We start from the raw sequence: 20450 nt of genomic DNA on the forward strand, positions 1-20450 counted from the left end.
TTAAACGGAGATGTTCTGCACCATGATTTCCTTGAAAAAACGGACAATTATGTTGAAATTTACCTGGGGCTTGCTAACAGCTTTTTTGGTTTATTTGTTGAGCAGTTTATTCACCCATCCCCCAGCTTTTAGCCAGCCGACTCGGAACGCTGATGTCCCTTCAGCTTGCCTTCCAGTTGGTCTGGGGACTCTCAGGACAGAGTTTGTAACTGAAGTAACAGATGGCAGCACTCAATATCGCTTGTTCGATGCCTATTTGCAGGGAGATGCCGTGCCTTTTTCTGTATTGGTTTCTCTCCAAGGGAAGCAGTGTAGCTTGCTTTATTCCAACCCGACGAACGATTTTTATCCTTACAGCCACACTGTCAAGCTGCCGATAGCAAGGCAAATCGCTCTGGGAGAATTGCGTTACTCCATCAACAAGGCAGGGAGTATTGATAAGTTCCGCTCTACTTTGCAGCCGAATTTGGGAGAACCCACTTGGCAATTTTCGGAAGAAGAGCTTTGGGCATTTAAGCAGGTTGGGATTACTGTTCCTTCACTTAGTAAAACTAGCAAAAATAAGTGAGATATGTTCGCTTTGATAAGATTCATACAAGCAAAAATTAAACTTTTGCTTAAAGCGGATTTAGTAAATCTGCCGGGTGTCTTTCCTAACCGGATTTAGTAAATCTGCCGGGTGTCTTTCCTAACCGGATTTAGTAAATCTGCCGGGTGTCTTCCATAACCGGATTTAGTAAATCTGCCGGGTGTCTTTCCTAACTGGATTTAGTAAATCTGCCGGGTGTCTTTCCTAACCGGATTTGGTATGACATCTACATAGAAATAATTTACGGAGGTTAAAGCAATGTTTAGCAAAAATCAACAACTAACTTCAGGTTCAGAACACATAGGGGAGCCACCAATCATAGCTGCAAATAAAAAATTATTACTGTTTTCTCAACCTTCTCATAAGGAACTCCCAAACCCCGCTTCTAATTCCCTAAATAATTTTCGGTCCAGAGTATCATCGTTTTTATTTATTGGGCGGTGGTTCCGCTTTGGAGTGGTCTTGTTCTTGCTGTTATCGGTGTTGTTAGGAACTGCTGGTTGCACCCCGAGTGCTACAACGATTTCTTGGACACCTGCTACTAGACTCATCCCTGTTGAAACTGTTCAAGGCATAGTTGCCGAAAATTCTGACCTGAACCCCCAGAATTCAGCATCAAATGTGTTGGCTTGGGCTGTAAACGGACAAACAGGCAGGTTAGTTATTTTTAATTTTAACAGCCCTGGAGTTTGTGGGGCGGGAGGTTGCTTATATGCTGGGTATTTATTCAGAAAGAATGTTCCTCCTCATCGTCGTGTATTTGCTACTTATTTAAACGAAAACTTGCCACCTAATAAACCGCTACTTCAAGTAGTAAGTGACCCCTCAGAAACCTCTGATTTGCCTTGCTTGCAAGTACAGCAGCCGTCACAAAATGGTATTCGGCAGTTGTTTTATTGCTTCAACGGCCGCCAGTACCAGTTAGCTAACAGTTCCTTGATTGAGCTTCCCAATAAAATGAAATAAGCGACTTTAAAGTATTTGAGCTTGGCTCTTCGTTAGCGATCGCCTGTTCCGCACCAATAAAAAAATGCCTCGCTCCCTAACTGGATATGAGGCACTTCTTCAAAAGTAACTAACCGAGGCTGTTAGTCATCTGCTTCCGCATCAAAATCATCGTCGAACTCCTCTTCTTCATCAAAATCGTCGAAATCATCCTCTTCTTCTATTACTTCAGCGGCAATTTTACGAGGGGATTTATGATTGGCGGTCTGCTTTTTTCCATTTTCTATTTTACGAGCAGCGGGTGGCAACACTTGAATTTGCGGTTCGGCTGTACCTGGTAATGCAGGAGTTTCAGTGAATCCGGCAATGATATCGTGCAGCCCCCAAATCGCATTTTTATGCTGCGGGCGTCCCAGATATAGAAAGGGGAAATTATCAGCAGTTGGCTTAGTATAGCTGACAGTTTTGCAACAGTAGCTCTTATTAGAGCCTTCACCTTCTTTAACTCCTTTGAATTCCACCTCTAGGATACCGAGGCTTCGCCATTTATCGGTTTTCCCGCTGAAAGGAATTTGGAAATAATCGGCGAATGCTTTTTCCAACAGACGGTAGAATTCGTCTCTGGCTGCTTTAAAGCTCCAAAGCGCAACATTTTTAAATCTGACGACAATAGGCGTGCTGTGTCTGGGACGATTGTTTTCATCCAAGAAGACAATGGCGTGTTCGCTAACAACATCCATTATCTTTTTATCGAGTTGAGCTTTATACTCTTCGTACAGCCCGACAACACTACCGCCTAGATCGGGAACGTCATTCTTGTAACGAATGTATTCAGGGACGAATCCCAGCACGCATAAGCGGCATTTAGAGAACAGCAGGCCTGTAACATCTTCTGTTAGTCCAATTGTAGTCATTTCCTCTTCTGTTGGCATGACAAACCAATTGGCTTTTTCTAGCTGATCCTCTGGAATTAATATTCCTGCCACTTGTTCGTTGATGACGATGCCATAGGGCAGAATTGGTCGCCTTACTTGATTGTGACCGGGTTCTAGGAGTTCGGGGTCAATTTCAAAATCAAGGTCTTCTGACTGATGTGGGATTGTGCCTTCAATCATCCCTGCGTTATTTGAGCTTTTTGCTTTAGCTTTACTATTGGTTTTAACCATTCTAAAAGTTTGTGACATTGCAGTTCCTGCAAGGCGGTAGCCTTACCTTTAAAAAGGGTAAGAGGTAGCACAGTTAAGCCTAGTAATTTTGTCAAAACAATTTAAAAATCATAAAAAAATTAACTGGTAGTACAGAACTACCGAATCGTGAGGAAGACTAATTAAGTGTGCAAAAAAAAGAACGATTGTGAAAGCGATCGCGCAGCTTCAGCAATTTCTGAAGTTGCGCTATTATCAGAATCAAGCACTCACAATGCTTTTAATTTTCTCGCTGCCAATATTGTGCACTATCGACGCTCGGTAAAGCGTTTATTCCTATTGTCCGCAGTAGAGGTAGCCCTTCAACAAAGTTGATGGCTCCTTTCAAACCCGCGATCGCGTACAAAGAAGCTGCATCTGCTTGTTCGGATAGACTAGCATTGGCTTCTTCTAACAACTTTATTAGATATTCAGGAACCTGTACGAAACCGCCATCAATACAAGCAAGGGGGACAAATTTAGTATCGGGAGCTAGGGCTTTTGGCTTCAAAAATGGCAGTTCGCGCTGGAAAGTTTTTGGAGTGCGGCGACTGTTTGCTACAGGCGATCGTTCTGATTTGCGCCTACGCCACCGCTTCGCTCGGTAAAAACTCCCTTTCAGTAACGGGGGCTGGCTTACCATCAGTACAGCTTCGTGAAAGGGGAAATTCATCTGTTCTCCTTCCTGAATTTTCACCTCTTCTAAGTTAGATTTTGTCAACCAGTCAGGTGCCAGCGGACAGTGAGGGTAAGACACGACTTTAGAGTTGTAGGTTAAGTCGGAAAGCAATTTGCCCGTTCTGGATAGTCTGGCGTTAAGATAATGCCACTTTAATCCAGGTAGATAGGCTCCTGAATATTTTAGTTCAACGGCTCCCATGTAAATCCATTCTGTACGTTCTAAAGTTAGCGAAATGTCGCCTCTTCCTAGTTTGATGGTGCTGCGTTTTAAAATTTCATAGTCCGGGTGTCTCTTCAAAAGCTCTGACAGCCACTCTTTTTGTTTCTTGTTCACGGTAAAAAAATCTTTCAATAATTTTGCTTCCTATCCTGTTGACTGCGTTAGCAGGGATAATATCAAGTGCTGGTTGTTTTCTACCGAAAGTTAGAACTGTTGGCTGTAATTGCTCGTTCCCAAGACTGAACTAACACTGAGTAATTTTGATTTAAGGTTACTTATCTGCCAACACTAAGTTGTAGCTACAACTGAGGTCATAGTTAATTGAGCGATAGACAAAATATTGAATTCAGATAGATACTTATGAATTTTGAGATTAAATTTTTGATAGCACAGGCTAACTCTACTCCAGTTCTCGCTCAAGCCCAGAGGAGAACCCAGCAACCCACACCCCTATCGTCAATTGACTTAGGCGGTCTCTTCCAACAATACAATAACCCGGATGGATATCTAACAATAGGAGCGCTGATATTCCTCCTCTTACTGTCTCGGTTTCTGGGAAATGGAAAGGGCAAAATTACCACTGGCAAGGTGTGCGGAACTTCCGAAAAAATGGCAGCCACTCAGCTTGCGTTGAAACAAATTAAGGAACGCAAGCATAATAAAGTCACGCTCTGGTGTGGCAGTCCTCGCTATTGGTGGAAGGGGAAAAAACTTAGAGGTTTTGTTACCACTATTCAGACAGCTTTTGGTTCTCCTCCCACTGTTTGGCTCCCTCATGCAGAACGGTCAACTTTAGTAATTGGAGCGCCTGGGTCGGGTAAAACTTTTTCTACAATTGATAGGGCGCTAGAAAGTGCAATGGTGCAAGGATTTCCGATTATTCTCTACGATAAGAAAGGCGATCAGCTCAAACTCCACGCACCTCTAGCAGCGCGGTATGGCTACCAAGTGTCGGTATTTGCACCGGGAGAACCTTATTCAGGCATCATTAATCCCCTCGACTTTATGAAGTCCCCTCAAGATTCGGTCATGGCTGGGGAAATCGGTCAGGTTATTAATAGAAATGCGAGTGCAGGCAATGGAAAAAGTGATGAGTTTTTCTCTAAAGCTGGAGACTTATTGGCTAAAGCACTCCTTCAATTAGTCAAAGGTTCTACGTATCCAGACATGGCAATGCTCTATGCAATTTTGAGGTTGCCAAATTTGGTAAAGCGGATTGACTATGCGGTTCAATCCCGTCGAATCGATGAGTGGGTCGCTACCAGCTTCAACCAATTTTTGAGCGCTAAGGAAGCAGAAAAAACTATTTCAGGAATTCTGACGACAGCGGCCGGAACGTTCAGCAGTTTTATCCAAGCTGACCTGTTGCGAGCATTTTTGGGAAAGTCGGACATCCCAACGAAAATAGAAGGCCGACAGATGATTATTTTCAAATTAGATGACGAGCGGCGCTCCGTCGTGGGGCCTCTGCTAGCAGCCGCGATTCACCTCCTCGTTGTGTCCAACTTAAGTCGCCCTCGGAAAGATCCACTGGTTATTTCACTCGATGAATTTCCCTCCATTCGATTGGATCGGATGCCGCAGTGGATTAACGAATATCGCTCGAATGGAGCTTGTTTCATTCTAGGAATTCAGAGTTTGGAGCAACTGTACGAAGGGTACGGAGAGAAAATGGGGGCGGCGATCGCCTCTGCTTGCAGCACTCATATTTTATTCAATCCGGGTAACACTGATACTGCAAAAAAATACTCCGATCGCTACGGAGAAAAAGAAGTTTTGCTGAAAAGCAAGTCCACCAGCCGTTCAATGGGCGGTCAATCTCAAAGCAATCAATCTATTAGTTGGAACGAGTCGCTTCAAAAAATGCCGTTGTTTTCGGTGGACGAAATTTTGCGGTTCCCCCAGGGACGGTGTGTAATTACGAACCCCGGCTACAGTTCCGGCGGCGAGGGGTCAATTCCTTACGCGCTGACTATACCCATTCCCAAAGCAGACTTGCAGCGGCAAAGCGAGAGCGAGGCTCTCTGGGATACAGAGGTCAGGTTCCGGCTGGAGAGTCGGGTGCAACTTGCAAGTCTTGACCAGCTTACAGCCGCTTTGTACGATCGCATTGAGGAAGCAGAACGGATGCTGCCTCTGCCAGACGCCGGAGGTAACGTTCCATCCCAATCGCCGATGCCGCCAGCTTCAGGCAATAAATTTGGCTCTGACCCGCTAGACTCAGTTGTCAGTAAAACTGGGCGTTCTAGGCGGGTTTTTGCCACTGGCAGCATTGGCAAGCGCTAGCGGGAGTGTGGCAGCCAATGGAAAATTTTCCATTGGCATTGACCTGGAAGTTGGGATCAATTCGGATAGCAACAGCCGCGATCGGATTCTGAGCGGCTGCGATAATAGTCTAAATCTCTACCTCTGGAATTCCCTCAATGTCGAAATGAGTGAGGGGCGCGCAAGCAGGCGGTGATGTTCTTCGAGCAGCAACAGGCCATCTCGCCTGTCTTGCCAGCGCGGACGCGAGCCAGTCTTTCGCCTGCGCGTGTTGCCGGCTGTCCCAACTGATTTCATGCCTCGTCCCCGGATGGGCGGGGTGCAGTGCTAACACGGTCAGCTTGATATTTTCTGGCGACAGCGAGAGAGATTCGGCTGCTGTCCACAATTTTACTCGGTCAGACCAATTTAATGCAGGATGGCGGATTGCCCATTCAATTAAATGGACGGATTGACGTTCAAGAAAAGCTGCATTGGCGTTGATTTGCACGCATACATCTTTATTAAGCTTAGCGCTAAACTGAGTATCGACTAAGAATGTAGGAGGTTCCCATTCAAATACCTCTGGAAATAGCAAACTAACTTCCATAATCCACTTATCCACTTTGGGATTCGCAAGTAGCAGGGGTTCAGTGGGGAGTTTCAAGAAAGTTTGTTTCATTATTAGTTGAAATTCCTCTTGTTTCAATTCAATGGGAACTGTTAGTTGTGTCGGATTGGCTAAAAAATTTAAATCAGTGAGGGTGATTAATTGCATAGGTGGGTAAGACAGTTACAGCCTACCCAGAGGGCGCGACGCTAGTCGCCTGGATGCTATTTATTGATAATGAACATTTTGGTTATCAAATATTTATAAATAAGAGTTGAGCGACTTCAAGAAAAATGCTCATGGGCGATCGTCACTTGAGAGGGTTTCGAGTACAGGGAACTTCAGTTTAAGGGTGATGTCTCAATGCCTGCGACTACGTCATTGCTGCCCAGGAACATTGTTAATAACCCTCTCAAGCAGTCATCATGCTTGTCGAGGTTAAGGAGCCTCAACGATTGACCTATCAAGGTTTCAGAGGCGTTGTCACCCGCGTCAGACCCGGAAGCGAAAAAACGAGCCAAACAGTTAGAGGTTGCACTGGCTATGGTAGCGACGAGTTAAACTGCGACGCAGCAGCACTCAATGCTGTGCGATCGCACATTCAAACTCATTGGCAAACAGATCATCGGTTAGTTTCAGTAAAAAGGAACCTTACTACAAAGCCTGCTCGATCGCCCGCCGCGCCAATTCCACCTGTTCCACAGCATCCAGATAAGCTAGCGCTGCTGCATCCCAAACCACTTTTCTCTGCATCCTGTTCAAGACTATCTTCCCAAACTCGTACACCGTGCCGAAGCTTTGCAGCCTAAGAATTCGCTCAGCTATTGAGCAAAAACTCGGCGTTGGGTTCAATATCGCCACCACATCCGATTGAAGGAGCGACACCACCTCTGAACCCATATCAACTTTCAAAGTCGCTCCAACCTCCACAATCCGGCCCCAAAATCCATTCCACTTCCTTTCCGCTATTTTTTCAGTAGGAATAAAAGGAATTTTGACCATGACCCATGCTCCCGCGCTGTCTGGACTAAAGCGCGTTTTGACTCCCTCACCCGTAATTGGTTCGCAAGGAGTGCAAGTTTTACATTCTCCACCGCAATCGCTTTCTTGAACCGGCTCGCTACTAATGCTGCCCTCGGTTTCCTTCGAGGCGGAAGATTTTCTCAAAGCAGCCTTAATCAGAGCTTTAGCTTGTTTCGGGGTTTTCGCTGCTCCCGACGAGATCGCTGCCAACGCCACTACTCGCTTGTCCTCCTGCATCTTCGCAAGTTGATACCCCACATCTATGCTGTGGTCATTAATAATGTCCAACCACTTTGCAGCCAATTCGGGGCGGTCTCTCTTGAGCTCGTCGGCAGCTTTGACGGCAATGCGCCCTTTCCTGTAGTTCCTGCCGCACCCCAAGCCGACTATAGCTGCCACAATATTTTCCGTCAGTTCCATTTCCTTTGGAGTCAGACCTAAGTCGATCGGGTTCAATGGAAAATTTTCCATCAGCGGTTGCTGGTTGTCCGACGGCGGCTCTGCTGAGTCAGCAGCTTCGTGGCGAGCTTTCTTGGCAGCATGTCTGTTCCTCAGCTCTCTAGCTATAGGCTCCACAACAATTCCTTCCCGAATTCTCTGTACTGGACTTTGGTGGCGGTGGCGGTTTTCTGCCACCAAGACGAAGAGCTCGTAATCTTCAGTCTGGAAGTGGCGGACAATAACTGGGACCGACTCCCAGCCCAGCGCGGATAGCGCCCTCCACCGCCGATGACCGCTAACGATCGTGCCATCTGTTTTGATGGTCAGCGGTTGGACGTAGCCTTTGAGTTGGATCAACTCTACCAGGTCAGCAATACTTTCAGTGCACCCGTAAATTTCCTCATTGCGAGGGTGAGGCTTGAGTTGGTCAAGACCAATATGCTGAATCGCGTCGCTGACTGAGAGCGACACAGTTTCATTTTTATTCATTTGGATAGCCCTGGTTGTTTATTTGGGGATTGGGGCTTTGTACCTTTGCCTGCTAAACCCAATAAGGTTTCCTAACAGAAAGTTGGGGTTATTCTCTGTCGGGGCGGCGCGGGCTGTATCGGCAGGTCGCCTTCACTGTCAAAAGGTTCCCTGCTTTTACATTCTTAGAATAGCATATTTCTTAAACTAGCAATGCGCTACATTATGGTATAAGAAAAGACTATTATGCTTAAAATTTTTTTAAATAATTATTGATTATTATGAGAGCGTTTCTGATAAAAACTGGAGAAACAATTAAAATTAATTATAACAGAGCTTTTATCACGTTGTATTTCAAATTAACAATTACTACAAACATAATGTATGTGGGAGACTTTAGCCCATTCCTTACGTATTTTCCACATTTCGGGCATCTCTGTGAGGGTTTTATTTTTTGAGTAGCAAACATTAACATTGCAGTGACTTTAGTTTAATTAATAAGTTTTATAATGTGTTTTGGTAAAAAAAAATCCCCGTTTAACTTCTTGCATTAGTTAAACGAGGGAAATGAACACTCGCGCTCGCCCCTATATCGCCCCTACATCACTTCTACATCACTTCTACATCGCTTCTACTTCGTGCTTGCTTGGTTTCTTAGGAGGAAACAGTTGGGCGATCGCCAGAATTGCAGGCAACATGGAATCCCCTTTACGCCCAAGCTTCAGCGAACCCTCTAAGTCAAGCAGCAGGGACACCGCAGACGAAAGGGATGTTAGAGAAGCAGCAGCTACTTCTTTTCTCAGAAAGTACACTCGCTTCGGGTTGGCAATTTGACAAATCCGGGCAATTTCAGCGTCTTGCTTAACTCCTCCAACTATCGCCGCTTTTACCCACAACCAAGTTCTAAATTGAGCAATCAGCGTCGCACAAATCGCCAGCGGGAAAGTTTCTATTGCCAAAAGGTCAAGCAGCAAATAGACTGCTCTCTTAGAGTTATTTTCCCTCAGCGCTTCGGCAAGATGAAGGCTATTTTGAGTGGTTGAAGGAACCAGCGATCGCACTTGGTTTAAAGTGAGGGAAGCGCCGCTGCTCAGGGTCGCCAGTTTGTGCAGTTCTGATTCGGCGCGAGCAGAATTGTTGCCGATCGCAATCGCCAAGTAATCAATAGCATTTGAGTTCAGCGACAGCCCTATTGCCAAAGCTTGAGTTCGGATCGATCGGGCAATGAGATCCGTTCGCCAGGGGGGAATAAGGTCAAACTCGAACAGCTTAGCTTGAGAAAGCAAGAATTTTGCCACCTTCAGGCGTTTGTCAATGGAAGGCGCTACAAAAACCAGGTGCGTCTTTTCCGGCACCTGCGGGAGCAACTGGAGAACCTCCAGCGCCTCTTCAGTAAACTGTTTGAAATTACACCCTTCTACCACCACTAACTTTGCTTTTTCCGTTCCCAAGGCGGGAGTTAAGGCGCAGTCAACCGCCTCATTCAATGCCGAAGCATCAAAGCGGTGATAATTGAAGCCAATCCAAGCAGGATCGAGGTTCTTTTTAAAGGCAGAAAGCTTTTTGTGAATCGCGTGGAAGTCATCCCCTATCAGCAAACTAATCATCCGTTCTTCTCCTCGAACGACACTTGATAGCGGACACCTGTTGCAGCCAGAAATATTTTCTGCACCTTAGCCGCATTTCGGTTGAACTTGTCCAGGTATTGGGCGGGCACAGCCAGCACCGCTTTCTTTTCCGTCAGTGCTACCAGGGAAGCGGCACAGAGTAAAGCGCGGTTCTTCTCAGAAGTTGCTGAGAGCACTTTTTCCCAAATGGCTCGCTCGAAGGAACGAGGATCTCGCAACTTGGAGGAGGTGGGCAGCTTCTGGGTGCGGTCGGGCTGCCTGGGGTTAGCAAGAGCGCCAAGAGCGACGTGGGGTTTTAATTGTGGCACCTTTGCCAATCCCAGCAAGCAGAGTTCCAGCCACAGCGTTGGGTGAGCGCTCTTGCTGAGCTGCCATTCCGAAGCCTGCAACTGTTCGAGGCCAGCAGCGATCGCATTGCAGTCCCAAGCAGAGGCAATTTCCATCAGGGCCGAGTGCGAAATGCCGCTAACTAGCATCAGCGAACAGTCCGGCACGCTTGTTGCAAGCAACAAGTCCCGGTAGCAGGCTAGCAGCGACGCCAGCAGCATTTTAGGGCTTTTCCCGCTGTCAATGAGTTCGCGGGACAGTTGCAGCAGCTTCAGCGCGTTGCCGGTGCGGGCCGATTTCAAAATTGCAATTAAATCCGACTCCGGTATCCGCCCCGACAGCTCCAATACGTGAGAACTGGTAATTTCCTCTCCTAATAAGCTCAACTGGTCGAGCAACTGCAAGGCGTCCCTCATCCCGCCATTCGCGGCGCGGGCGATCGCAATTTTAGCTGCTTCGGCAATTGCAATTGACTCTTTCTGGGCTACTATTGTTAGCTGTTTGACAATGGCTGGGATTGGCAGCGATCGAAACAGAAACGTTTGGCAGCGGCTGTTAATTGTTGGCAGCACTTTGTGTTGCTCTGTTGTACACAAGATGAACACTACATGATGCGGAGGTTCTTCCAAACATTTTAGAAGAGCGTTAAAAGCTTGGGAACTCAGGCAGTGAACTTCATCTAAAATAAACACTCGGTAGCGGCTGATAACTGGTGCGAAGTGCGATCGCTCGATCAGGGCGCGAGCGTCATCCACACCGTTGTGGGAAGCCGCATCAATTTCAGCAACGTCTAAGCTGCTGCCTTTTTCAATCGAGCGGCAGGACTGGCACTTGCCGCACGGCTTTACTGTGGGTTTGTCTGCACTGGTGCAGTTGAGAGATTTAGCTAAAATGCGAGCCGTTGAAGTTTTGCCCGTTCCCCGTTCGCCGGCGAACAAGTAAGCCGGAGCAATTTTATTAGTTTTGACCGCATTGGAAAGTGTCCTTTGGATGTACTCTTGTCCGGCCAGTTCAGACAAGCTACGAGGGCGGTATTTTTGAGGCAATGCTGCGTACATGATTGAATGGTTAGGTGTAATTGTTTGCTGAGAATTAGAGTCATATTTGCGGAGTTTGCACTCAGAAGAAGAGAGAAGTAAAAAACTCAATATTTTTACTTCTGTCAAGCGAGCCTTTTTTGCAAAAGACATCATTCTTTGAAAATCGGCATTAACAAGTATTTGGCATCCATTAGGATGTTGGGCTTGGAGCGGTTGCCAGCAGGAACTAAAATGGCGGGGCCGTCGCGCTGAGTGAGGTGCATTTGGAGTTGGGAACTAGCGATCGCTTTTGCACCTTCCAACAAATATTTTATGTTGAATGAAATGGACAAATTGCCGTCTGAGTTAACGTGCGCCGCCATCTGTTCCAAGCCGTTTCCAAATTCTCTGAAAAGCGACAGTGACACTTGCTGTGCTTCGCTATTAATACGGATGCTGAGCGTTTTTTCTTTCTTGTCTGCCAGCACAGCAATTCTCTCTATAGCTTTGATGAAAGGTGCTTTTTCCAGCGTTACCTGATGTTGGAAATCCTGCTGCAATAAATCGGGATAAGCTGGGTATGCGCCTTCTAAACAGCGCGTTACTAAGCGCTGCGCTCCCCACCGGAATTCTATCAAAGCGCTCTCAGTGCTGTAAGAAAGCTCTACTGGGTCAGCGGATGTCCTGCTCGATAAAATTCGCTCCAGTTCGGCGAGCGATTTAGCTGGGACTGTAAGCTCTAGAGGCTGTGCAATTTCCGCTTGTTTCTTCTTAGAAAAACCTTGAATTGAAGTATTGAGGACAACCAAACGGTGGCCGTCTGTGGCAGCAAATTCGAGGCTATCTTGGCTGATTTTGAAGTAAACACCTGTCAGGATGTGCTTGCCTTCATCGGTAGCGGTGGCAAACAGTGACCCTTTCAGCCCTTCTTTCAAAGTTTCAGCGGGGATGCAAATTGTTTGCGCTGTTTTTACTTCAGGAATAGCAGGGAATTCTTCACTCGAAATCCCTCGAACTTGATAGCGACCGCAAGCAGCAATTAGGGTAGCAACTGGACTGTTGCTAACAGCCTCTGGCAAGGTGATGTTATTCCCGCTATCTTCGCTATCTTCACCTTCGCGATTCAAGGCTTCGCGACTGACCAAAGTGATATCTCCAGGCGAGAATTTCCCGACAATATCGCTAAGTAGCCCGACAGGAATGGTCATGTCGCCGGGAGATATCACTTTGGCATCAAAGGATGTTTGAATGGCCAAGCTCATGTCGAAAACGCTGAGTTGGACTCGCTGCGTTTTTTTGCAAGCGACCAAGAGGACATTTCCTAACACGGGGTGGGTGGGTTTTGCTGGGACAGCTTTGCTGACAAGTTCGAGATGGTTGGCTAAATTGTCTTGCGTGCAGACAAGCTTAATTGCTGCTGGCAAAAGCTGGGGAGAATCGCCTGCGCTATTGGAGGAATTGCGATCGGATTTTTCTTCAAGTTTTGGTTCATCTTCGACCAAAGGTTCGGTTTGTTCTAAGGGAACACTTGCCTTGGGTTTGATTTTGGAAAATCCGCTTTCTTTTTTTCGGCTTTTAGCTGTCGCGGTGTGGGATTTGGTTTGCATCTTTGTGCGTTAAAATAGCTGCTAAGCGGGGGCAGCGCTAGCTGCCCGGAGAATAGCTTGCATTAGCAGCTTGTCACTCAACTTTAGATATAAGATTTGAGTACGATTTTTAGATAAAATCTGAATTCAAATGCAATCTCTAAATATTGCAAATGTCTCCCGCCATAGTAAAAAAAATAGGGTGAGTCAGATAATCAACCAGAAATTTCAACCCCTTACCGTTCAATCTGACGCACCCTACAAGTTAGACTAAAATCTCGCTAAAAAAATGACTCAAACCATCTCACTCACAGAAAACATCCCCCTGAAGCTGCAAATGTCACCTGCCATAGACATGACAGACGAGCAATTTTTTGCCTTCTGCCAGCAAAACCGGGATTATCGAATTGAACGCAACGCCACCGGAGAAATTACCATTATGCCACCCACAGGTTCCGAAACAGGAAATCGCAACTTTGATTTAATTGTACAACTGGGAATCTGGACAAGACAAAACGGAACAGGAATCGGTTTTGATTCTTCTGCGGGTTTCACCCTCCCCAACGGCGCGATGAAATCCTCTGATGCTGCTTGGATAAAACTGGAAAAATGGCACAGTCTCACTCCCGAACAGCAGCAAAAATTCGCTCCTATTTGTCCTGATTTTATCATCGAGTTGCGTTCTCCCAGCGACAACCTGCAACCCTTGAAAGACAAACTGCAAGAATATATCGATAACGGTGTTTCTCTCGGTTGGTTAATTGACCGGAAAAACCGTAAAGTTTACATTTATCGTCCTAACTCAGAAGTAGAATGTTTAGATAACCCCGCTACTCTCAGCGGCGAATCTATTTTACCCGAATTTGTGCTACAATTATCAACTATTTGGTAAATAATATGGCAATTAAAAGCAATTAAAAGCGATAAATTTACAGGTCAATACCTAAATACCTGTTTTAATTCTACGCCAAAACGCCGTACAAGTCTACCCCCCAGCCGGGGGTGGGCGATCGTCTTGTCAGATCGCAAGCGAGTAGGCGTAGCCAGCCACAGGCATCGCCCTTAAACTCTAAAAGTGCCATTCACCAAATATAAAATGGGTTCACTTAGTAACAAAAACCCGGTGTTTCGCACGACTACAACTCACGTACATAAGCTGATTGTGCGCTCGAATACTGTCGCGGTATTCTTTGATAAATTGAGCTTTCTGACTAGGGAAAAGTTGAGCGAGATACAGCAATTTACTAGCGATTTTCCTGCCGATATCACTGCTATCAATTCCCACCTCCGTGAAAGTAGAGCCTTGAGAATTGTGTACAGTAATTGCCCAACAATTTCTCAGATCTGCAAAGATTTCACAATGGTCGTACCATGCCTTCCATAAGCTCGGATTGCTTTTAGCATTTTGCAGCAACCTAGCATTGTCCTGTTGGAATCGGCAAGCGTCACTTTCGTGGAGGATGTAAACTTGGCGTTGGTCGCCTGCATCGGTTTTAACCTGGAGATTCCAGGCTTTATAGCCAGAGTACCTATCCTCTTGAAATTCGGCAATTTCCACTTCTGCTGATGTGGGCAGGATGACGGTTTTGCCGTCGGGAGCAATAACGGGAGCTTTAGCAATCAACCTCTCTCCAATAATAAATCTGGGAGCATTTTTTCCGTAGATTTTGGCTCTGATTTTGCTATTCCAGTAGGCGACGCGCTCGTTAGTGTAGCAGAGGATGCGAAAGCAATCAGGGTCTTGAGGGAAAGTAGAAGAGAACTTTTTTAAGGCGTATTTCAGCAGCGTTTTTTCTCTGACTAAGAAGGCTCCGTTTTTTTTATCAAGGCTGAATTTGGAGAAGGGTTTGAACGCCTCTTTGCTCTTGACAGCCGTGCGGCAAGCTGTTACGAATTCTAGCAGGGGGCTGCCCGCACCTTGCCTGACGACCTCTGTTAAAACGGCTTTTTCAGGCACGCTGAAGGATTGAGATTTTTTCTCTTCTATGAAGCCATTATTAACAGGAGGCAATTGTGCGGGGTCGCCCATAACAATAAGCTGCCGATTGCTGCCGATGAGTAAAGCGCTAGCAATTCTTTCTTGAATAATATTCCACAGTTCTGCTGTAACCATACTGCACTCATCGAGAAAAATGGTGTCGTACAGGTGAAGGAAAGAAGGAGAAACTTGTTTGAGGATTTTATTTTGCCCCTGTTTGACTGGAGCTAATCCCAATAGCTGGTGGATGGTCATAAAGTCTACTCCTCTCAGTCCTTTTTCAGCAGCCATCCGTCGCAATACGCCTACAGCTTTATTGGTGGGAGCGGTGAAAGCGACTCTCTTTCCGGCGCTGACTAATTGTTCTGCTACCAGGTTGACAAGGGTTGATTTTCCCGTACCTGCATATCCAAATAGCCCGAATACCCGTTTAGAACTTGCTACAAATTGTTCGAGGAGTTGGAGGGCGTTGTTTTGTTGAGAAGTTAATTGAAAATTCGGTTTTACCAGTGTTTGAATCATAGGGTTGGTTTCTTCCGCTATCTTTCAAACACTAATCAGCGCTAGCTGAAATTTACACAATCATTAATTGATGGAGACGATAATAATAACTCTAACAGGAATTACGCATAACCTCTATATGTAGGGTGAGCCATAAGCACCTTACCGCTACCAATAGTGTATTTAAACACTTGGGGCGTAAGTCTTGTATAGTTTGTTCTGTTGATTTGACTGCTACCCAAATTTTACCTAGTTAGGACTTATGCACCAATCAAAAACTCTCCCAGTTATCAGTTGGATTGATAACTAGGAGAAATTGTGGAGAAGCGGAGTTATTAATCTAATGCAGGTACTTTGACTAATTCGACTTCAAAATAAGTTTTGCCCATCAATCTTGAGGCAAAGCTGGCTGTTCTTGACTATCAAAAATAATCACAAATGTGCGATGTTTAACCAACCGGTGCAAAACCCGCAGATGCTCATCTGCATCGTTTCTCTTGCGAAATCGCGCCACAACAATACGCTGGCAATTAGGAAGTAAGCGAATTAAGCACCACGGGTGCAACTTCTCAAAATAGGTCATTTTAACCTCCTGATAACAGTAACAAATTGTGTTTGTGTTTGATTACCTGCCATTACCTTAATTGAAACAATATTGTCAAAGACAGGTCACGGTGATATTGACAATTGACTATATTTGTGCTAGAACAAGCTAAAATTATTTTTTGATGCTGAAAAGGCTTGATGTATATAAAATCAAAAACAATAGTGGCGCGTCTATTTGGAAATGAGGCATTAGAAATCTCCTCAGAAACTCGCAGGGGAGAACGGGAGAACGGGAGAACGGGAGAGGGGGAGAAAGAGTTTCTTTGATCCATAACGGGTGCTGGGCCTCCGTGAAGCGCTTTGAAGTTTATCAATTTGAGAAAACGCGGGCAATTGTTCAATGCACTAATTTCAAGCAGACGCGCCACTACTAATGCACGCTATTATCTTCAGAAAGCCGACATAGCAAGGTTGCCAGTGTCTCTGGAATTTCCTCAAAATGTTCCAGCAGAAAGTCCATTACTGCCAGATGACGCAAATCGACAGGAGTAGGAAATCTTCGATTTTTTCCCTTTTTAAACCAACCCCGCACTGTAGAATTAGAACGGGAACAAATAAAAGCGATTTCCTCGTAACTCACCGCCCACTTGCCATAAAACTGCTTCGGCGTTATTCCCAATTGGCATTGGCTGTAAGCTGCAATTAAATTGCGCTCTCTATCTGTCAAAGTCTGCGGCTTTTTCATCCTCAAACCCCTCCAAATCTTCCTCCCGCGCCGTATCAAACTGACACCAAGCTGCGCTCTTGGAATTAGGAGCCAGCCAAATTATGTAGCACCACATCCAACAGTACCGGCGCGGTTCGCAGTTGTAAAATTTGCCAATAACTATCCCCCAATCAGCTTCTTCGCCAACACCCTTCCAGCGCACCATCTCGCCGCACTCAAAGCGCGGCGTGTGAATTTTTGCAAAATTAGCAGGCAATTCGATTGAAGGTGGCATCCCCTTCAAATCTCTTAGCAACAGCGCCGAAATCAAATCTCGACTTCCTTTTAAGATTGACATAAGTTCATAGCTGTGAATCGATTGCACCTGACTTTTTTTGACAGGTTTTCAGGCAAATTTCTTGATAAAGAAATTGCAGCGCGATATTCCCCTAAATCAATCAACTGAAATCAAGCTGTGTAAATTCCTTTCTCCGGCATAATTGCCCTGTTAGGAATCCAGAAAGGGATGATTCCCCCTAGAAATCTTGATTCAAAACTGGGAGGACACCAGCTTTTAACGCATTGTACAAGCGCTCTTTCTCCAATGGCTACTACTTGATTCTGTGTTTTATTTTTGTTACGGAAATAGGCAGAGTTTTTTGTCATTAATTAGTGTTGCTAGGAATTGGCACTAATACCAATCTCTCTCATAGTTACAAGGAAAGATTGCGTTCGCTTAATGGTAATGATTCTGTTGTCAAAAATTTTTATGGATGCGTTGCAAAAATCTTGGCAGTACAGAAATCGCTGTCCAATTACCTTTATTAGCAGCTTCGAGATATCGCCGGAGCAAATCTTCAGTTACTTGTTGGTCAAGCCAATGCCCCAATTCCACTAGCTCCTGCTTTTGTTGTTGATTGTGCCCTGCCAACAACTCAAACATCCCCAACTTCTGGAAAGTGGAAATGTCAAAGTTTGCCAGTTCTTCCTCAATCCTTTGCCGTTGCTGTTCAACTTCTTCTGGTGACAGAGTGGGCAGCGGCGGGTGCTGGATGTTGAGAAATTTCTCTACTTCTGGGTAATTTCCGACGTACATCTTTCCTTCCAAGCGATCGCACACAATTGCATGGGTGGGAAATTCATCATCGGAACCGAGGTGGTATGGTTCCAGATCGAGGGCGAGAGCGGGATGTTCAGTAAGTGGCTCGTACACGGCATAATAACTGAAGGTCCCTAACCCTCTACCATCAGTCCAAGTAGCTTTGCTGCCCATATAAAACATGGCGAAGTATCGGGAATCACCAACGATACCCACCATTTCTGGCAGCATGGGCGGTAGTGGTACTGGCAGTAAATTCAAGTTGTTTCCGTTCAAGGCGAGATAGCCTCCCTCTTTGAATTTTGTGTGGTTAATTGAAAGGGAGCCAGTTAACTGAAATAGAAGTCAATCCTAATTCTTAACAGCTAACTGGCTTTTTTGAGGGCGATCGCCCGTGATGAAGGCTTTCCTAGGTGAATGCGTTCGCTATTGTTAAAAATGGATGAAACTTAAATGAACAGGTCACTCCCAATAGCGGCGATAGCCGCTCTTTGACCAGCTCAATAGGAGCGTGCGATCCTCTTCGAGAGCTGCGCTAACGACGTATTTACGTCATCCTAGGTGTTCGCGATCGATTAGAAACAAGATTTATTGTTGTGAGCGGTTGAAAAAAAATCAGAGCGAGCGCTCCTCTTCTCCGGCTGCGCTAACGTCGTCAACAACCAAATGGAAGGTGTTTGAGACCCTTCTTCACGCGCGCGTGACAGGGCTGCTGTTGAAACAATCTGGCGAACCAAAGTCGCGATCGCCTTATTTCAGAATCCCGAGCGCCTTGACAAGCTGTTCCGGTTGCACTTCTAAATACCGCTGGAGGCTCGACAAATTTTTGTGACCTGATATCTCCATAATTACCCGCAGTGGCACCCCAGCATTGCTCAAGTTCGTCAGTGCTGTCCGCCTCATCGAATGTGTGGAAGCTCCCTTAATTCTTACCCGTTTGCAAGCTTCTTTAAAAATCAAGTCGGCCTGAGAGCGTGTCAAAGGCTTCGTACCCTCTCGCCCAGGAAACAAAAAACCCGCATCTGGATTGTAAGCCAATAAAAACTTAGCCAACATGGGATGTAGCGGCAGCGTTCGCGTTGCTGACTTGCCCTTAGTTGTCGCTTTCCGCAGCGTTACCACACCGCCAACAATGTCCTGAGTTGTTAAAGCTAACGCCTCTGAAATACGACAGGCACAATAAAAAGTCACAGCAAACAAAAGCCTATCCCTTGCTGTAACAAAACCCCGGTCGAACAGCCTAGATATTTCGGCGGGCGTCAAAATCTTAGCACGCCCGTTGCCTTGAACCTTCACGGCGCAGCCCTCCAAAATGGAAGCTCCCTTATTATTGGACGAAAGTGTACTTTCGTCAAGTCTGCCGAAAAGCTTTTATCGCTTGATGGGCCACTTGCGGGGCGCTGCGCCGAGGATGCCGGAGCCCGCGCCCCTTATTGCAGTTAGATTGGCTTTTATTGCTACTCAACTGACTTAAATTGTCAGGCAAATTGATAATTGGCAAGGTGGCGATCGCATCTATGAGGTCTCGGAAGGTAACAGGTTTAATTGCCGCCATAACAGTACGCTCAAATAGAAGTGGCGCTTGTAAGAATTTGATTATACTATTTTTTGATTCACTTTGCAAGTTTTTTTGCTAGTTTTGTTCCCCTTTAATAAAAAATTAGGAGTTTATTGGAAAATCGCTTATTCTGGTCAAAAGAACTGCCCAAGCCTTACGAAGGCTTGGGCATTGTTATAAGTTTCGGAGGGTAAACGAGTACGCTGGTTGGTTGAGAAACTTTTCGTTCGCTGCTAGGACACTGAACGCGCACTTTCACCTAGTTCGGAAGTAGCAGATGCTAGGGTATTTGCAATCACCGCTTTGGGAGCAAGCTTGAGGATGATAGGCATCACAATTAGGGGATAATTTTCCAGCCGATTTTTGATTTGAGCCTGCAACCATTCAATAGAGGAATCAGAGCCGTTAACTTTTTGCTTGAACCCCAGTTCTGGCGCAGCAGCTTTGATGGCGCTAGCAATTTTGCGAGCTTGCCTAAGTGAAATCAGCGAAGTATTAACGGCAGGAAGTGAGGTCGTGCTTGCGCCTGAATGTGCGGCAAAATCAATTGGTTTTGCTGGTTTGTTTGGTGTTTTTTTGCCTGTGGTCTGATGGCGAGTGTGATGGGAGCTGGCTGGTTTCTCAATTTCAATTGTTGCTCCATTTACCTCGCTGTTGGCACTGTCAGATTGCGCTGCGGCTGTTGCCACATTTACTTCAGTTCGATTGTTTGTGAGTTCTTCCGATTGGACTGCTTCAGGCTCGTGCAGGAATGTTGAGGCTAAGCAAAAAAGGGTGGTAAAAAGGAAAGGCGGAAATAGTACATCGTTAATAGTTTCGATAGTCATCTGAACAAAAAACTCCAAATCAAAATTTTCGCGGTAAGCATTGCTAACCTTTTTTAGATTGCAACAGTTGACAACATGGTGCAGCATGGCTACACGGGCTGAAAAAACGGAGAATTAACTTCATCCTTTTGGATGATTAACTGAGGAGAAATCCACCTAATCTGATAATTTATTCAACGGTCCCGGCCTGCTATACGAGGATCTAAGCGGTTTCAGGAAAGCGAAAAGTTGTGTTTTCTTTCTTTGCGATCGCCTCGCGCGTGACGGGCG

At 45.8% G+C, this 20450-nt stretch carries 19 protein-coding genes; 4 read left to right on the plus strand and 15 right to left on the minus strand.

Going from position 1 to position 20450, the window contains the following annotated elements; translation table 11 throughout:
- Positions 1-49 precede the first annotated feature (49 nt).
- Both QUB51_RS10040 and QUB51_RS10045 read left to right on the plus strand, forming a co-directional pair.
- Entirely contained in the window at positions 50-568 is a 519-nt protein-coding gene (locus QUB51_RS10040) for a hypothetical protein (RefSeq protein WP_333176424.1), read from the plus strand.
- A gap of 483 nt (positions 569-1051) precedes the next feature.
- Entirely contained in the window at positions 1052-1555 is a 504-nt protein-coding gene (locus tag QUB51_RS10045) for a hypothetical protein (protein WP_333298198.1), read from the plus strand.
- A gap of 122 nt (positions 1556-1677) precedes the next feature.
- Here QUB51_RS10045 and QUB51_RS10050 read toward each other — a convergent pair whose 3' ends face one another.
- Both QUB51_RS10050 and QUB51_RS10055 read right to left on the minus strand, forming a co-directional pair.
- Positions 1678-2718 carry a DUF5895 domain-containing protein gene (locus QUB51_RS10050; RefSeq protein WP_333261089.1) on the minus strand — a complete coding sequence of 347 codons (1041 nt, stop codon included), beginning with the start codon at positions 2716-2718 and terminating at the stop codon, positions 1678-1680.
- A 241-nt stretch (positions 2719-2959) separates the two neighbouring features.
- Positions 2960-3733: a hypothetical protein gene (locus QUB51_RS10055; protein WP_333261092.1), complete on the minus strand. Its 774-nt coding sequence runs from the start codon at positions 3731-3733 to the stop codon at positions 2960-2962.
- A gap of 246 nt (positions 3734-3979) precedes the next feature.
- Here QUB51_RS10055 and QUB51_RS10060 point away from each other — a divergent pair, with 246 nt between their 5' ends.
- Positions 3980-5905 carry a type IV secretion system DNA-binding domain-containing protein gene (locus QUB51_RS10060; protein WP_333261095.1) on the plus strand — a complete coding sequence of 642 codons (1926 nt, stop codon included), beginning with the start codon at positions 3980-3982 and terminating at the stop codon, positions 5903-5905.
- Positions 5906-6014: 109 nt separating this feature from the next.
- On the opposite strand, the gene QUB51_RS10065 is transcribed toward QUB51_RS10060, so the two are convergent.
- The 5 genes from QUB51_RS10065 to dnaN all read right to left on the minus strand — a co-directional run bounded on the left by QUB51_RS10065 (position 6015) and on the right by dnaN (position 12986).
- A complete protein-coding gene (locus tag QUB51_RS10065; protein WP_333261099.1) occupies positions 6015-6641 on the minus strand; it encodes a hypothetical protein in 627 nt (208 codons plus the stop codon).
- Positions 6642-7127: 486 nt separating this feature from the next.
- Positions 7128-8426 (minus strand): ParB N-terminal domain-containing protein, encoded by a 1299-nt coding sequence (locus QUB51_RS10070; RefSeq protein WP_333261102.1) that lies wholly within the window; start codon positions 8424-8426, stop codon positions 7128-7130.
- 599 nt (positions 8427-9025) lie between these two features.
- Entirely contained in the window at positions 9026-10012 is a 987-nt protein-coding gene (holA, locus tag QUB51_RS10075; RefSeq protein WP_333261106.1) for a DNA polymerase III subunit delta, read from the minus strand.
- A complete protein-coding gene (gene dnaX / locus QUB51_RS10080) occupies positions 10009-11553 on the minus strand; it encodes a DNA polymerase III subunit gamma/tau (protein WP_333261110.1) in 1545 nt (514 codons plus the stop codon). The genes holA and dnaX overlap by 4 nt, the downstream gene beginning before the upstream one ends.
- Positions 11550-12986, minus strand: a complete 1437-nt coding sequence (gene dnaN, locus QUB51_RS10085) for a DNA polymerase III subunit beta (RefSeq protein WP_333261115.1) — start codon at positions 12984-12986, stop codon at positions 11550-11552. Before dnaN ends, dnaX begins: the two co-directional genes overlap by 4 nt.
- A 268-nt stretch (positions 12987-13254) precedes the next feature.
- Between dnaN and QUB51_RS10090 the strand changes: the two genes are divergently transcribed.
- Complete coding sequence (locus tag QUB51_RS10090) at positions 13255-13857, plus strand: Uma2 family endonuclease (RefSeq protein WP_333075337.1); 603 nt, start codon at positions 13255-13257, stop codon at positions 13855-13857.
- A gap of 210 nt (positions 13858-14067) precedes the next feature.
- Here the strand turns inward: QUB51_RS10090 and QUB51_RS10095 are convergent, their stop codons facing one another.
- The 8 genes from QUB51_RS10095 to QUB51_RS10130 all read right to left on the minus strand — a co-directional run bounded on the left by QUB51_RS10095 (position 14068) and on the right by QUB51_RS10130 (position 20180).
- The gene (locus QUB51_RS10095; RefSeq protein WP_333261119.1) at positions 14068-15465 is read right to left on the minus strand and encodes an AAA family ATPase; all 1398 of its coding nucleotides are present in this window, start codon (positions 15463-15465) and stop codon (positions 14068-14070) included.
- Between the two features lie 367 nt (positions 15466-15832).
- On the minus strand, positions 15833-16027 hold the full coding sequence (locus tag QUB51_RS10100) for a hypothetical protein (RefSeq protein WP_333261122.1): 195 nt from the start codon (positions 16025-16027) through the stop codon (positions 15833-15835).
- Between the two features lie 393 nt (positions 16028-16420).
- Positions 16421-16735, minus strand: coding sequence for a helix-turn-helix domain-containing protein (locus QUB51_RS10105; protein ID WP_333261125.1), 315 nt, complete (start codon positions 16733-16735; stop codon positions 16421-16423).
- Entirely contained in the window at positions 16707-17054 is a 348-nt protein-coding gene (locus tag QUB51_RS10110) for a hypothetical protein (RefSeq protein ID WP_333261128.1), read from the minus strand. Before QUB51_RS10110 ends, QUB51_RS10105 begins: the two co-directional genes overlap by 29 nt.
- 399 nt (positions 17055-17453) lie before the next feature.
- On the minus strand, positions 17454-18071 hold the full coding sequence (locus tag QUB51_RS10115; protein WP_333261131.1) for a hypothetical protein: 618 nt from the start codon (positions 18069-18071) through the stop codon (positions 17454-17456).
- Between the two features lie 474 nt (positions 18072-18545).
- A complete protein-coding gene (locus QUB51_RS10120; RefSeq protein WP_015211723.1) occupies positions 18546-19091 on the minus strand; it encodes a tyrosine-type recombinase/integrase in 546 nt (181 codons plus the stop codon).
- Positions 19092-19146: 55 nt separating this feature from the next.
- On the minus strand, positions 19147-19350 hold the full coding sequence (locus tag QUB51_RS10125; protein WP_333261136.1) for a hypothetical protein: 204 nt from the start codon (positions 19348-19350) through the stop codon (positions 19147-19149).
- Positions 19351-19586: 236 nt separating this feature from the next.
- On the minus strand, positions 19587-20180 hold the full coding sequence (locus QUB51_RS10130; protein ID WP_333261139.1) for a hypothetical protein: 594 nt from the start codon (positions 20178-20180) through the stop codon (positions 19587-19589).
- Positions 20181-20450: the final 270 nt, after the last annotated feature.

Source organism: Microcoleus sp. AT8-A3 (assembly GCF_036705675.1).
In the GTDB taxonomy this organism is placed as follows: Bacteria; Cyanobacteriota; Cyanobacteriia; order Cyanobacteriales; family Microcoleaceae; genus Microcoleus.